Source organism: Pantoea sp. DY-17 (assembly GCF_019795975.1).
Classification (GTDB): domain Bacteria; phylum Pseudomonadota; class Gammaproteobacteria; order Enterobacterales; family Enterobacteriaceae; genus Pantoea; species Pantoea leporis.
Window position 1 is genome coordinate 173,880 of record NZ_JAIMIG010000004.1, and the last position, 15,056, is coordinate 188,935.

Genomic DNA, 15,056 nt, shown 5'->3' on the forward strand with positions numbered 1-15,056 from the left:
TAAAACCTGTGCGACATCGAAGTGCGCGTAGTATAAAACAAGGCGCTGTAAAAAAGCGCGACTGTTAGACAGCCGAATTAACGCTTTGGAAGCCAGCCCGCAAAAAATGCGCCGCAGCACAATTTGACAGTTTTATGGCATAGTAATGTCCACCCTGAACGAGAGAGAACAACAATGAAACGCCCGGATTATCGAACGCTTCAGGCGCTGGATGCTGTGATTCGCGAGCGCGGCTTTGAGCGTGCGGCACAAAAACTCTGCATTACCCAATCCGCGGTTTCGCAGCGTATTAAACAGCTGGAAAATTTATTTGGTCAGCCGCTTCTGGTGCGCACCGTGCCGCCGCGTCCGACCGAGCAGGGACAAAAGTTACTGGCGTTGTTGCATCAGGTTGAACTGCTGGAAGAGGAGTGGCTGGGTGATGATAACGGTGGAACCACGCCGCTGTTGCTGTCGCTGGCGGTCAACGCCGACAGCCTGGCCACCTGGCTGCTGCCCGCGCTGAAAGACGTGCTGGCCGATTCGCCAGTGCGCCTGAATTTGCAGGTAGAAGATGAAACCCGCACGCAGGAACGTCTACGTCGCGGTGAAGTGGTCGGCGCGGTGAGTATTCAGCCGCAGCCGCTGCCAAGCTGTCTGGTGGATCAACTGGGTGCGCTCGATTATCTCTTCTGCGCCTCACCTGATTTTGCTGCTCGCTATTTCCCGAACGGCGTAACACGCTCTGCGCTGCTGAAAGCGCCGGCGGTGGCATTTGATCATCTGGACGATATGCATCAGGCGTTTTTACAGCAGAACTTTGACCTGTCGCCGGGCAGCGTGCCTTGCCACATCGTTAACTCGTCAGAAGCCTTTGTGCAGCTGGCGCGTCAGGGTTCGGTGTGCTGTATGATTCCGCATCTGCAGATTGAGCGCGAGTTAGCGCAAGGTGAACTGGTGGATTTGACGCCAGGCCTGTATCAGCGTCGTATGCTGTACTGGCACCGGTTTGCGCCGGAAAGTCGTTTGATGCGCAGCGTGACCGACGCGCTGATTGCGCACGGACATCGCGTGCTGCGTCAGGATGTGTTGCCAGCGTAAAGATTCAGGTCGCCCTTCATGGCGACCTGATATCAAACCTTACGGCGTGTTTGGTTTGATTTCAAAGACGACATCCACCTGATCGTCAAAGTGAATGCTCTGCTGCTCGTAAGTTTGCTGCGCGGTGGTATCAGCTTGTACTGCGGCGGCCTTAAACATGCGCGCCATCGGCATCGGTTGATAGTTCGCCACGTGATAGCGGATGCTGTAAACCGAACCTAACTTAGCGTTAAACCCTTCTGCCAGCGCGTTAGCCTGCTGCGTAGCATTAGCGATGGCCACTTTACGCGCCTTCTCTTTGTAGCTGTCCGGATTCGCCACACCTAACTCGACCGAACGAATTTCATTCAGGCCAGATTTTAACGCACCATCCAACAGCTCGTTGAGTTTGTCCAGCTGGCGCAGCGTTACCTGTACCTGACGCTCGGCACGATAGCCTTTCAGTACCGACTTACCTTCTTTGGTGTAATCGTACTCTGGCTGCGTGCTGAGGTTTGCCGCATCAATATCTTTTTTCTCGATACCGTTCTTTTGCAGGAAATCGAAATATTGCGCCACGCGGTCATCAGCTTGTTTCTTCGCTTCTGCCGCGTCTTTCGACGAAACATTCACCACAATCGCGAGCGTCGCGAGATCTGGCGTGGCATCAACGCTTGCCTGTCCAGAAGTCACCACATGCGGTCCATTTGGCAATTCGCCTGCCTGAACTAAACCGGACAGTGCGCCCGTGCTCATTACGGCGGCCAGCGCCAGTGCTTTCAGTTTCACGAAAGTCCTCCTTGAGGGATTCAATTTGCAGGTCGCCATTATGGCTAAACCCAAAACACATTAACATGTGTGCTTATCTGATTAGTAAACGGCTCAAAAGTTCGAGCAATCTCCTTTTTAACGTAGCCGCGATCGCAAATTTAGCTGTACGGATTCGCCAATAAAACACTTGTTCGTTTCTATTAAAGAAACACCTCTGAGTTCGGGAGAGTTGCCAATGACAGAACAGCCGCTTAGCCAAACCGTTGCCAGCGCTCGCGCGGGACGCACGCGCTTTCTGATGCTCGGTCTGGTGTTTATTAACATCATTATCAACTATATGGATCGCACTAACCTGTCGGTTGCCGCTACGGCAATGGCTGGCGAATTGCGCTTCTCGCCCATGGAGATGGGATTGATCTTTTCCGCCTTTGGCTGGATCTACGCTGCGCTACAAATTCCCGGCGGCTTCCTCATCGATCGCCTTGGCGCGCGCGTGGTTTATGGCGTCGGTTTATTTGCCTGGTCGCTGATCACCGCGCTGCACGCGCTTGCCAACAGCTTTGGCGCGCTATTTGGTCTGCGGCTCGGCGTCGGTGCTTTTGAAGCGCCGGTGATGCCCTCCAACAACCGGGTGATCTCTAGCTGGTTCCCGGAGCAAGAGCGCGCCAGTGCCATCGGCATTTACTCCTCAGCGCAGTTTGTCGGCCTGGCGTGTATGACGCCGCTGCTGTTTCATCTGCAGGATGCTTTTGGCTGGCGCGGACTGTTTTTGATCACCGGACTTGCGGGGATGATTTGGGCGCTGGTGTGGTATTGGCTCTACCGCGAGCCGAATCAGCATCAAGGCGTGTCAAAAGCTGAGCTCAGCTATTTGCGTGACAACGGTGCGCTGCTGGAGAGTCGACAAAATTCGCAGCAGCCCATAGCGCGCTGGGGCGATTTGGCGCAGATGTTCCGCAGTCGTAAATTGGTCGGCATCTATATTGGCCAGTTCACCATTTCCGCCACCTTCTGGTTCTTCCTCACCTGGTTCCCGACGTATCTGGTGGAGTATCGTCACATGGGCTTCATCAAAAGCGGCTACGTTGCTTCGGTGCCCTACTTCGCCGCCTTCTGTGGCGTGCTGCTGGCCGGATTTGCCTCAGATCGCATGATACGTCGCGGTATCTCCGCTAGCGTGGCGCGCAAGCTACCGGTGATCCTTGGCCTGTTCCTGACGCTGTTTATCCTTGGCGCCAATTACACCAACGATTCCACGCTGATTATTCTGTTTATGTCGCTGGCGTTCTTCGGCAACGGCCTGGCGACCATTACCTGGGTGTTTGTCACGGCGTTGGCGCCGCGCCACTTGATTGGTCTGGCGGGCGGCGTATTTAACTTTACCGGTGCGCTGTCATCCATCGTGGTGCCGATTGCCATTGGTGCGTTAATCGACGGCGATAACTTCGCGCCAGCCCTGGCATTTATCGCCGTGCTGGCCGCGATTGGCATCTGCAGTTACCTGTTTATTGTCGGGAAAATCGATCATGTTAGCGCGGGGTGAACACGGTTTTCGCCAGCGATTGCAACTGTTGCAGGCGCTGCGCGAGGTGCGCCTCATCGTCCTGCCAGATTTTGGCGAACGCCAATGCCGCGCGATTGTGATCAATCGGCTGCGCCATACTGATTTCGCCATCATCGCGGTGCCAGATCAGGTAACCCTCAGCACGCTTACGCGCCAGCAGCGGCGCGATTTGCAGCCACTGTTCTTCGCTAAAACGCGGGCGCAGCGCCTCGTCACTTTCCGCCGCCAGCAACGACACGCCAATCACCGATTGCCACGCGGGCAGCATGCGGAAACCGGCCAGCGCCTGGCTGGCGTTGATGCGTTCACCGGGTTCCGAGTGCCAGATATAGATCACCTGATCCTCCCACAGCACGCCCAGCGCCACCACGATATCGCGCGGCGCGTGGCGTTCCAGCTGCGGCAACGCCTGCGCGAACAGCGAAGATCCGCGAATCGCCTGTGCCGCCAGCGCGTGAATACCGGGGCCAGGCAGATAGCGTCGATGCTCATCCTGCGTCGTCAGTCCAATCGACGCCATGGTCATCAGCAGTCGATTCACACGCGTGCTGTTCATCCCCATCTGGCGCGCCAGTTCACGGCAACCCACGGCCTTATCACTGGACACCAGATATTGCAGACAGCGAATACCGTCAATCAGGCTTTGGTTCGGTTGAGAAGACATAGATCACCTGCGGCGGGCAAACTCCAATCTTAGCCTTAGAGTCAGAGGAATGAAATGATGCAGACTTTCTCTACGCAAAATGAGCGCCACTTTCCGCAACAACGACTACAAGCGGAGTTACTGATCGTCGGCGGTGGACTGGCGGGCGTGTGTGCCGCGCTGGCCGCCGCACGCGATGGCCTTGATGTGGTGCTGATTCAGGATCGCCCGGTGCTGGGCGGCAACGCTTCCAGCGAAGTGCGCTTGTGGGCCAACGGTGCGACCTCACACATGGGCAATAACAATCGTTGGGCGCGCGAAGGCGGCATCATGGGCGAGATCATGGAGGAGAACCTGTGGCGCAATAAAGAGGGCAATCCGGTACTGTTCGATATGGTGCTGCTGGACATCGTACAGGCGCAGCCCGGCGTGACTTTGCTGCTCAATACGGTGGTGACCGATATCGAAAAATCTGGCCGCCGTTTGCTGTCAGTGCAGGCGTTCAATGCCATTAATCAAACGCGTTATCGGGTTTCGGCTACACAATTTATCGATGCCAGCGGCGATGGCGTATTGGGCTATCTGGCCGGTGCAGCGCATCGCGTGGGCGCGGAATCCGTGGAGGAGTTTGGCGAGAAGATGGCGCCGGGCGAGAATTTCGGCCACAAGCTCGGTCATTCCATTTACTTCTACACCAAGCGCACGGCACAACCGGTACGCTTCGTGGCGCCCTCTTTCGCACTAAAAGAGATCACCGCCATTCCGCGCTATAAACGGCTGAGTTCAGAGCTGAACGGCTGCGATTTATGGTGGCTGGAGTGGGGCGGACGGCTCGATACCGTGCATGAGAGCGAAACCATCAAGTGGGAACTGTGGAAAATTGTCTGGGGCGTGTGGGATTACATCAAAAACTCCGGCGAATTTTCCGATGCCGATAACCTCACCATCGAATGGGTGGGCCTGATTCCCGGCAAGCGCGAGAGCCGGCGTTTTCTCGGCGAGACGATGTTGTGCCAGCAGGACATCATCGAACAACGCGACCACTACGATGCGGTGGCGTATGGTGGCTGGTCGATTGATCTGCATCCGGCCGACGGCGTCTACAGCGAACACGATGGATGTCGTCAGTTCCACAGCAAAGGGACTTACACCATTCCCTTCCGCGCGCTCTACAGCCAGTCGCTGGACAATCTGCTGCTCACCGGCCGACTGATCTCCGCTACGCACGTCGCCTTTGGCAGCGCACGCGTCATGTGCACCTGCGGCGTGCTGGGCGAAGTGGTGGGCCGCGCGGCGGCGCTGTGCCAGCAACAGCAGATCACGCCCGCCGAACTGGCGCAGCCAGAGCGCGTTGGGCAGCTGCAGCAGCATCTGCTGCGTCAGGGTGCGTTTATCCCGCGACATCCGTTGGCCAACCCAGCGCGCGAGGCGTATGTCACGGTGAGCAGCACCTTAGAGTTGCGCGCCCTGCCCGCCGATGCCGGTTGGCAGCCGCTGCAATCTCGCTGTGCGTTGCTGCTGCCGCTCAAAGCGGGCGAAGGCTTGCCAGCAATCAGCGTGCAGCTGCGCGCCGCCAACGCGCAGAAATTAGAGGTATCGCTGCTCACCAGCGCTAATCCGGCCAATACCTGCGGCGACAGCCATTTGAGCACGCAAAGCATCACGGTTACTGAGCAAGGCACTTATCGACTGAGCTTTGATTATCGCGCCGAATGCGATCGCTATGTATTTATCGCCTTTGAGGAGAACGCTGCGATTGAGGTTGCATTAACCAGCCAGCGTTTGCCGGGCGTGATGATGGTGTTCAACAGTCTCAATCCGCGCGTGGCGAAACGCACACGCCAGATTAACGATGGCGATTACGGCGTTGATGAGTTTGATTTCTGGCTGCCGCGCCGGGCTCCACAGCAAATCCTGCTGGCCTTTGCGCTGGAAACGCCGCTGCAGCTGTGGCACGGCGACTATCTGCTCAACGGCAAGCTGCGCCCGGAACAGCACACTAACTGCTGGGTGCCGGCGCAGGATGACACGCATCCCAACGTCAGCTGGCATTGGAATGAACCGCAGCAGGCGAAACACATTACCTTGCTGTTTGACAACGACTTCGACCATGCGATGGAAACGGTGCAAATGGGCCACGCACAGGCTGTGACGCCGCACTGCACCACACATTATCGCGTATGGCTGGATGAGATGCTTTTGGCAGACGTGACGGAAAATCATCACTCGCTGTGTCATCACGCGGTGCCAGAAGGCGTGATTTTTAGCCAGATTCGACTGGAGTTGCTCGCCAGTGCGGGCGCGCTGCCCGCACTGTACGGATTACATCTGCATTAGAGTGCAGCAATGCCCTGACGCGCCAGCTGAATCGCGATAAACCACATCACGCCGCCGACCAGCAAATTGATAATGCGCTGCGCCCGCACGGTGCGCAGCCGCGGCGACAGCCACGCGGCCAGTAATGCCAGGCCGAAAAACCAGATAATTGAGGCACTCACGGTACCAAATGCAAACCAACGACGCGCGTCTTCAGACGGAAGCTGGCTACCGAGGCTGCCGAGCACCACAAAGGTATCGAGATAGACGTGCGGATTGAGCCAGGTCACCGCCAGAATGGTGGCGATGATGCGCCAGCGCCCTTGCTTTATCTCCGCATCAGATGCCAGCGACACATCACCTTGCCATGCAGCGCGCAGCGCGCCCCAACCGTACCACAGCAAAAACGCCACGCCCGCCCAAGTGATCAGCATCAGTAAGAGAGGCGATTGATTCAGCAACGCGCTGCCGCCAAAAATCCCACCACAAATCAGCGCAATATCGCTAAGGGTACATAGCGATGCGGTCATCAGATGGTAATGGCGCTTAATGCCCTGATTCATCACAAAAGCATTTTGCGGCCCTAACGGCAAAATCAGCGCAGCACCAAGGGCAAGCCCTTGTAAATAAACAGATAACACGGAAATAACCTTAATAACTGGGGAGATGCGATGCAGTATAGTGACGCGAAGATATTAGAGGAAATTGAAATATTTAATAGGCTATTAGAATGAGTAATAAAAAAGGCACCCGCAGGTGCCCTTCTCTGTTATTCGCTGCGTGCAGGCTGTTGTTGCTCGCTCTTCACCTGATGCAGATGCACATCCATCTGCGGGTAAGGAATGCCGATGCCGTTCGCGTCCAGCGTACGTTTGAAGTTCTTCATCAGATCCCAATAGACGTTTTGCAGATCGCTGCTTTTACTCCAGCAACGCACCACAAAGTTGAGCGATGAAGCCGCCAGTTCATTTAGGCCGATCTGTACGCCGAGGTCTTGCAGTACGCGCTCGTCCGCATCAACCACTTCACGCAACAGGCTAATAACCTGATCGACATCCGCATCGTAAGCCACACCAATAATGAACTCGTTGCGACGGATCGGTTCACGTGAATAGTTAACGATATTGCCGGCGATAATTTTACCGTTAGGCACCACCACGATTTTGCCATCAGCGCTTTTCAGCGTAGTGGAGAAAATCTGCACGTTCTGTACGGTACCCATCACGCCGCCGAGATCGACAAACTCACCGGTTTTGAACGGGCGGAAGGTCACCAACAGCACGCCAGCAGCCAGGTTGGACAGCGAACCTTGCAGCGCCAAACCCACAGCCAAGCCAGCAGCACCCAGCACGGCAATCACAGAGGCGGTTTGTACGCCAACGCGTCCCAGTGCAGCAATGACGGTAAAAGCGATAATTCCGTAGCGCACCATTGCAGAAAGGAAATCTGCCACAGTGGCATCAATATGACGCGCCAGCAGAACGCGGTTAATCGCATTGGAGACGATGCGCGCAATGAACATACCAATGATGATGGTAATAATCGCCGCCACAATATTGACCGCATAGCTCAGGATCAACGCCTGATTACGTATCAGCCATCCACCAGCACTATTAATGCCATCAACGACATGTAAATCTTCCATTTGTTAGCCCTGTTGTTGAGTTTCCCGCGGGAAATTGCCAAAAACTGCCAGATTGACTCCGACACTCCGAATACAAGGGTAAACAAAAATAAGGCGAAGCGCCAAAAATGGCCTGAATTCGTGGGATTTTCTGAATGAGACGCATAAAAAAAGGCCCTTGCGGGCCTTTTTTGTACTGTACGGAAAAATTACAGTACGTCGACAGCGTTAAGCTCTTTGAAAGCCTGCTCCAGGCGAGTCACCATGGAAGCCTGCGCTGAGCGCAGCCATACGCGTGGATCATAGTATTTCTTGTTCGGGCTATCCACGCCTTTAGGGTTGCCCAATTGGCCTTGCAGATATGCTTCGTTTTCTTTGTAGAACTTCAGAATACCGTCCCATGTTGCCCACTGGGTATCGGTATCGATGTTCATTTTAATTACGCCGTAACCAATTGATTCTTTGATTTCTTCTGGAGATGAACCTGAACCGCCGTGGAACACGAAATCGAGCGCGTTATGCGGCAAGTTGTGTTTTTTAGTCACGTATTCCTGAGAATCACGCAGGATGGTCGGCGTCAGTTTCACGTTGCCTGGCTTGTACACGCCGTGCACGTTGCCGAATGAAGCAGCGATGGTGAAACGTGGGCTGATTTTGCTCAGCTCGGTGTAAGCGTAATCAACGTCTTCTGGCTGAGTGTACAGCGCAGAAGCGTCCATGTGGCTGTTGTCCACGCCGTCTTCTTCGCCACCGGTACAACCCAGTTCGATTTCCAGGGTCATATCCAGTTTGGCCATGCGCGCCAGATACTTAGAAGAGATTTCGATGTTCTCTTCCAGAGACTCTTCAGACAGGTCGATCATGTGAGAAGAGAACAGTGGCTTACCGGTTTTCTTGAAGTGCTCTTCACCCGCGTCCAGCAGACCGTCGATCCACGGCAGCAGTTTCTTGGCGCAGTGGTCGGTATGCAGGATTACTGGCACACCGTACTGTTCAGCCATCAGATGCACATGGTATGCACCCGCGATAGCGCCGAAGATAGCCGCGCCCTGCGGCTTGTCGGTTTTGAAACCTTTACCGGCGATGAAGGCAGCACCACCATTGGAGAACTGAACGATGACCGGCGCTTTCACTTTGGCCGCAGCTTCCAATACCGCGTTAATAGAATCCGTGCCGACGCAGTTAACTGCTGGCAGAGCGAATTTGTTCTCTTTCGCTACCTGGAAAATTTTCTGAACGTCGTCACCAGTGACAACGCCGGGTTTTACGAAATCAAAAATTTTAGACATGTTTGTGTCCCGTTTCGTTACCGTTCATCCCCGAAGGGATTGCGATTTGTTTGCCCCATAAAGGGCTAGCCTTTAGGCGACGCCCAAGCGTCGCCCCCAAAGAGTTACTGCTTCGCGCGCTCTTCCAGCATAGCAACTGCTGGCAGTTTTTTACCTTCCACGAACTCGAGGAATGCGCCGCCGCCGGTAGAGATGTAAGAGATCTTATCTTCGATACCGAACAGATCGATTGCAGCCAGCGTATCGCCGCCGCCTGCCACTGAGAATGCATCGCTATCGGCGATTGCATTTGCCACGATTTCGGTACCTTTACGGAAGTTCGGGAACTCGAACACGCCAACCGGACCGTTCCACAAAATGGTTTTCGCGCCTTTCAGAATCGCGGCCATCGCCTGTGCGGTTTCGTCGCCGAAGTCCATAATCTCTTCGTTATCCGCCACTTCGGAAACCTTTTTCACGGTTGCCGGGGCAGTTTCAGAGAATTCCGTGCCTACGCGAGAATCAGTAGGAACCGGGATACCAAACTGATCACGCAGACCTTTTGCTGCTTCGACGAAGTCTGGCTCGTACAGTGATTTACCGACGTTGTTATCGATAGCAACGAAGGTATTCGCGATACCGCCGCCGACAATCACGGTGTCAGCAATCTTCACCAGCGACTGCAGCACATCAAATTTGGTCGACACTTTAGAACCGCCAACCACAGCAACCAGCGGACGCTCAGGGTTGCTCATCACTTTGCCCAGCGCTTCCAGCTCAGCTGACAACAGCGGACCGGCACACGCGATTGGGGCGAATTTGCCCACGCCGTGGGTAGAAGCCTGTGCGCGGTGCGCAGTACCGAACGCATCCATCACGAACACGTCGCACAGCGCGGCATATTTCTTCGACAGGCCTTCTTCGTCTTTTTTCTCGCCTTTGTTAAAGCGTACGTTTTCCAGCACAACCAATTCGCCCGCGCCGACTTCAACGCCGTCGAGGTAATCTTTTGCCAGGGTGACGTTGGTGCCGTTCAGTTTGTCTTTCAGGTAGTTTACAACCGGCAGCAGGGAGAACTCTTCGTTGTATTCACCTTCGGTCGGACGCCCCAGGTGAGAGGTAACCATCACTTTCGCGCCCTGTTTCAACGCCGCTTCGATGGTAGGCAGAGAAGCACGAATACGTGCATCTGACGTCACTTTCCCTTCTTTCACTGGCACGTTGAGATCGGCACGGATCAGAACGCGTTTACCAGCAAGATCCAGATCGGTCATCTTAATTACAGACATGGTGAACCCTCTCGTTGATTCTCATAAGTTTTGCCAGACGCAGTCCGCGTCTTACCTGAAACCGCTTGCGGCCATTGCTAACGTGGTGTCGATCATGCGGTTAGCAAAGCCCCATTCGTTGTCACACCAAACCAGCGTTTTGATAAGGTGATGACCACTGACCCGCGTTTGCGTGCCATCGACTATGGCACTGTGCGGATCATGGTTAAAATCTACTGAGACTAACGGTAATTCCGTATAGTCAACTATACCACGAAACGCCCCTTCTGACGCGTTTTGCAGCAACGCGTTGACCTCACACGCCTTCACCGCTTCGCGCACCGACACGCTCAGATCAATGGCTGTCACGTTGATGGTGGGCACGCGCACGGCAATCGCCTCAAAGCGATCGTTAAATTTCGGAAAAATACGGGTAATGCCAGCAGCGAGACGCGTATCTACCGGAATGATCGATTGGCTGGCGGCGCGGGTACGACGCAGATCGCTGTGATAGGCGTCGATCACCTGCTGATCGTGCATCGCCGAGTGAATGGTGGTCACGGTGCCCGACTCAATGCCAAAGGCGTCATCCAGCAACTTGATCACCGGAATAATGCAGTTGGTGGTGCAGGATGCGTTGGAGACAATGCGGTCAGTTTGTTTAAGAGCTTGTTCGTTAACACCGAACACGACTGTGGCATCGAGATCGTTGCCACCCGGATGCGAAAACAACACTTTTTTCGCGCCCGCCGCCAAATGGGCTTCGCCATCAGCGCGGCTACCGTACACCCCGGTGCAATCCAGCACGATATCCACATTCAGTTCGCGCCACGGCAGCGCATCAATTTCGGCCTGGTGCAGGATGCGAATGGTGTCGTCACCGACAAACAGCTGATCGCGCTCCTGGCGCACGTCCAAAGCAAAGCGACCGTGGCTGGTATCGTACTTCAGCAGATGCGCCATACCGACGGCGTCTGCCAACTCATTAATGGCGACCACGGTGATCTCAGCCCGGCGACCGGTTTCATACAGGGCACGCAACACATTACGCCCGATACGACCAAAACCATTTATTGCTACGCGAACGGTCATCTCTACCTTCAACCACACCCGAAAAAACGTGCCGATTAGCCTGAGCGTTTCACACCGGTTTGTACAGGGAATTATTGCTTACCCACATGAGTGAGATGCACGATTTCGCTCACAACTGAAACGGTTCAGCTAGAGTAATGCAAGAGAGGAATAACGGGAATGATTGCGATCAAGTGAGTGGCTGAATATTGGATCTCCGTCACAAATTTTCCACTGACGGATTATTACTGCAGGAATAATTGAACCGTTTCAGGTTAGATACGCCTGCATTGCAGGTGCGCGCGATGAATCGCGCCGCTACAGGCTGTGCTTAACCGGTAGCGGCGCAATTTACTGCGCAAAGTTACAGAATAGATTTCGCCGTTTTCACCACGTTCTCAACCGTAAAACCAAACTCTTTGAACAGCTGATCCGCTGGCGCTGACTCACCGAAGGTGGTCATACCGACGATCGCGCCGTTCAGGCCGGTGTATTTGAACCAGTAATCCGCGATACCCGCTTCAATCGCCACGCGTGCGGCAACCGCTTTTGGCAGCACGGATTCACGGTACGCCGCGTCCTGCTTGTCGAAGGCGTCGGTGGATGGCATAGACACCACGCGCACCTTGCGGCCTTCCGCCGTCAGCTGATCAAACGCAGCCACCGCCAGTTCCACTTCAGAACCGGTGGCGATCAGGATCAGCTCAGGCGTGCCTTCGCTGTCCTTCAGCACGTAACCGCCGCGCGCCACGTTAGCCAGCTGCTCAGCGCTACGATCCTGCTGCGCCAGGTTCTGACGCGAGAAGATCAGCGCCGACGGGCCGTCCACGCGTTCAATCGCGTACTTCCACGCCACCGCTGACTCAACCTGGTCGCACGGGCGCCACAGGCTCATGTTTGGCGTCACGCGCAGGCTGGCCATCTGCTCAACCGGCTGGTGCGTCGGGCCATCTTCGCCCAGACCAATTGAGTCGTGGGTGTAGACCATGATCTGACGGATCTTCATCAGCGCGGCCATACGTGCGGCGTTGCGCGCGTACTCGACGAACATCAGGAAGGTGGCGGTGTACGGCAGGAAGCCGCCGTGCAGCGCGATACCGTTGGCGATGGCGGTCATACCGAACTCGCGCACGCCGTAATGGATGTAGTTGCCCGCCGCGTCTTCGTTGATCGGCTTCGAGCCGGACCACATGGTGAGGTTGCTTGGCGCGAGGTCAGCGGAGCCGCCCAGATATTCCGGCAGGATTTTGCCGAAGGCTTCGATGGCGTTCTGCGAGGCTTTACGGCTGGCAATTTTCGCCGGACTGGCCTGCAGCTGCTCGATGAACTTCTGCGACTCGCTGGCCCAGTTCGCCGGCAGCTCATTGTTCACGCGACGTTTGAACTCGGCAGCCAGCTCCGGATGCGCGGCGGCGTAGGCGGCAAACTTCTGGTCCCACGCGGACTCCTTCGCCTGGCCGGCTTCTTTGGCATCCCACTGCGCGTAGATGTCTGAAGGGATTTCAAACGGACCGTGGTTCCAGCCGAGCTGCTTGCGGGTCAGCGCGATTTCATCGGCACCCAGCGGCGCGCCGTGCGAGTCGTGCGTACCGGCTTTATTCGGCGAACCGAAGCCAATCACGGTTTTGCACATCAGCAGCGAAGGCTTGTCGGAAACCGCTTTGGCCTCTTCCACCGCTTTTTTAATCGCGTCCGCATTGTGACCGTCCACGCCGCGCACTACGTGCCAGCCGTAGGCTTCGAAGCGTTTGGCGGTGTCGTCGGTGAACCAGCCGTCAACGTGACCGTCGATGGAGATGCCGTTGTCATCGTAGAAGGCAACCAGTTTGCCCAGCTTCAGGGTACCGGCGATGGAGCAGACTTCGTGTGAGATGCCTTCCATCATGCAGCCGTCGCCCATAAACACGTAGGTGTTATGGTCTACGATGTCATGACCCGGACGGTTGAACTGCGCTGCCAGCGTGCGCTCGGCAATGGCAAAACCCACTGCGTTAGCGATGCCCTGACCCAGCGGGCCGGTGGTGGTTTCAACGCCTGCGGTGTAGCCGTATTCCGGGTGGCCTGGAGTTTTAGAGTGCAGCTGACGGAAGTTCTGCAGCTCGCTCATTGGCAGATCGTAGCCAGTGAGGTGCAGCAGGCTGTAAATCAGCATTGAGCCGTGACCGTTCGACAGCACAAAGCGGTCGCGGTCTGCCCACAGCGGGTTAGTAGGGTTATGGTTCAGGAAGTCACGCCACAGCACTTCGGCAATGTCCGCCATGCCCATTGGGGCACCCGGATGTCCCGAATTGGCTTTCTGTACTGCATCCATACTTAACGCGCGAATGGCGTTGGCAAGCTCTTTACGAGAGGGCATCTTCTACTCCAGGTCGGATTAATGCTCCGCCACGCTTAACTTATTGTAATTAATCAGTTATAAGGCGAAGCGAGAAAAAAGTCGCACATCAATGTACATGAAAATCAGGACAAAAGTACATGCATCTGGGTGCTAAATCACGGGTAACCGTTTGCATTTCCGGGCTTGTCTGCTAGTCATTGAACAACATGCGAGCTATAACCAAAGCGTTTAAACACCTGGGCCAGTTTCAGGTGTTTGTTTTCTTTACCTTGTTACCCAAAGGATGCCGATATGAAAATGAGAGCCACGATTGTTGCTCTGGGAATGGCTTCGCTGCTGAGCGGCTGCGAAGGGTTTGATAACAACGCGCTGCTACAATCGGGTGCGCAGGCTTATCAGGCCTATGCGCTGAACGATACGCAGGTGAAAGAGTTGAGCGATCAATCCTGTGCGCAGATGGATAAAGACAATCAGGTTGCGCCCGCTAACAGTGAATACCAGCAGCGCCTGAACAAAATCGCTGCGGCGCTAGGCGACAACATCAACGGCGTGCCTGCCAACTACAAGGTTTATCAGACCAAAGACGTTAACGCCTGGGCGATGGCGAACGGTTGTATCCGCGTCTATAGCGGGTTGATGGATATGATGACCGATAACGAAGTCGAAGGTGTGCTGGGCCATGAAATGGGCCACGTCGCGCTGGGCCATACGCGCAAAGCGATGCAGGTGGCGCTGACGACCACCGCAACGCGCACCGCTGCGGCTTCCGTCGGCGGCGTAATTGGCTCGCTGTCACAATCACAATTGGGTGAAATGGGCGAAAAGCTGGTGAATGCGCAATTCTCGCAAACTCAGGAAACACAAGCCGATGACTACTCGTTCGACCTGCTGAAAAAGCGCGGCATCGATCCGATGGGATTAGCGACCAGCTTTGAGAAGCTAGCGAAACTGGAGCAAGGAAGACAGAGTTCGATGTTTGACTCGCATCCGGATTCGGAAGCCCGCGCCCAGCATATTCGTGAGCGTATTGCGGCTGGGAAATAGATCGTGCTTGCTGTCCCCCTCCTCGGTCCTTCCCCATGAATGGGGGAGGAAGATGCTGCCACATGTCAGTGAGGAAGCTGCATTTAGCTG

12 protein-coding genes are annotated in these 15,056 nt (G+C 55.4%); 4 read left to right on the forward strand and 8 right to left on the reverse strand.

The window, feature by feature from the left end; genetic code table 11:
* Positions 1–174 precede the first annotated feature (174 nt).
* Positions 175–1,080 carry a LysR family transcriptional regulator ArgP gene (locus K5Y33_RS17715; RefSeq protein ID WP_007890292.1) on the forward strand — a complete coding sequence of 302 codons (906 nt, stop codon included), beginning with the start codon at positions 175–177 and terminating at the stop codon, positions 1,078–1,080.
* Positions 1,081–1,119: 39 nt separating this feature from the next.
* Here K5Y33_RS17715 and K5Y33_RS17720 read toward each other — a convergent pair whose 3' ends face one another.
* Positions 1,120–1,848, reverse strand: a complete 729-nt coding sequence (locus K5Y33_RS17720; RefSeq protein ID WP_222234718.1) for an oxidative stress defense protein — start codon at positions 1,846–1,848, stop codon at positions 1,120–1,122.
* Positions 1,849–2,065: 217 nt separating this feature from the next.
* Here K5Y33_RS17720 and K5Y33_RS17725 point away from each other — a divergent pair, with 217 nt between their 5' ends.
* Positions 2,066–3,373: an MFS transporter gene (locus tag K5Y33_RS17725; RefSeq protein ID WP_192412050.1), complete on the forward strand. Its 1,308-nt coding sequence runs from the start codon at positions 2,066–2,068 to the stop codon at positions 3,371–3,373.
* Here the strand turns inward: K5Y33_RS17725 and K5Y33_RS17730 are convergent.
* Positions 3,360–4,058 (reverse strand): IclR family transcriptional regulator, encoded by a 699-nt coding sequence (locus K5Y33_RS17730; RefSeq protein ID WP_222234720.1) that lies wholly within the window; start codon positions 4,056–4,058, stop codon positions 3,360–3,362. The two genes, K5Y33_RS17725 and K5Y33_RS17730, sit on opposite strands and share 14 nt — an antisense overlap.
* 57 nt (positions 4,059–4,115) lie before the next feature.
* Here K5Y33_RS17730 and K5Y33_RS17735 point away from each other — a divergent pair, with 57 nt between their 5' ends.
* Complete coding sequence (locus K5Y33_RS17735) at positions 4,116–6,374, forward strand: FAD-dependent oxidoreductase (RefSeq protein WP_370634149.1); 2,259 nt, start codon at positions 4,116–4,118, stop codon at positions 6,372–6,374.
* Here K5Y33_RS17735 and argO read toward each other — a convergent pair.
* The 6 genes from argO to tkt all read right to left on the reverse strand — a co-directional run bounded on the left by argO (position 6,371) and on the right by tkt (position 13,940).
* A complete protein-coding gene (gene argO, locus K5Y33_RS17740; RefSeq protein WP_110868000.1) occupies positions 6,371–6,994 on the reverse strand; it encodes an arginine exporter ArgO in 624 nt (207 codons plus the stop codon). The genes K5Y33_RS17735 and argO overlap by 4 nt on opposite strands.
* A gap of 128 nt (positions 6,995–7,122) precedes the next feature.
* Complete coding sequence (gene mscS / locus K5Y33_RS17745) at positions 7,123–7,998, reverse strand: small-conductance mechanosensitive channel MscS (protein ID WP_101761939.1); 876 nt, start codon at positions 7,996–7,998, stop codon at positions 7,123–7,125.
* Positions 7,999–8,186: 188 nt separating this feature from the next.
* Positions 8,187–9,266: a class II fructose-bisphosphate aldolase gene (gene fbaA / locus K5Y33_RS17750; protein WP_110868001.1), complete on the reverse strand. Its 1,080-nt coding sequence runs from the start codon at positions 9,264–9,266 to the stop codon at positions 8,187–8,189.
* A gap of 104 nt (positions 9,267–9,370) precedes the next feature.
* On the reverse strand, positions 9,371–10,534 hold the full coding sequence (gene pgk / locus K5Y33_RS17755) for a phosphoglycerate kinase (RefSeq protein WP_101761937.1): 1,164 nt from the start codon (positions 10,532–10,534) through the stop codon (positions 9,371–9,373).
* A gap of 51 nt (positions 10,535–10,585) precedes the next feature.
* Positions 10,586–11,605 (reverse strand): erythrose-4-phosphate dehydrogenase, encoded by a 1,020-nt coding sequence (gene epd / locus K5Y33_RS17760; protein WP_222234723.1) that lies wholly within the window; start codon positions 11,603–11,605, stop codon positions 10,586–10,588.
* Between the two features lie 343 nt (positions 11,606–11,948).
* Positions 11,949–13,940, reverse strand: coding sequence for a transketolase (gene tkt / locus K5Y33_RS17765; protein ID WP_192236433.1), 1,992 nt, complete (start codon positions 13,938–13,940; stop codon positions 11,949–11,951).
* Positions 13,941–14,213: 273 nt separating this feature from the next.
* Here tkt and K5Y33_RS17770 point away from each other — a divergent pair, with 273 nt between their 5' ends.
* Positions 14,214–14,966, forward strand: coding sequence for a M48 family metallopeptidase (locus K5Y33_RS17770; RefSeq protein WP_101761934.1), 753 nt, complete (start codon positions 14,214–14,216; stop codon positions 14,964–14,966).
* Positions 14,967–15,056: the final 90 nt, after the last annotated feature.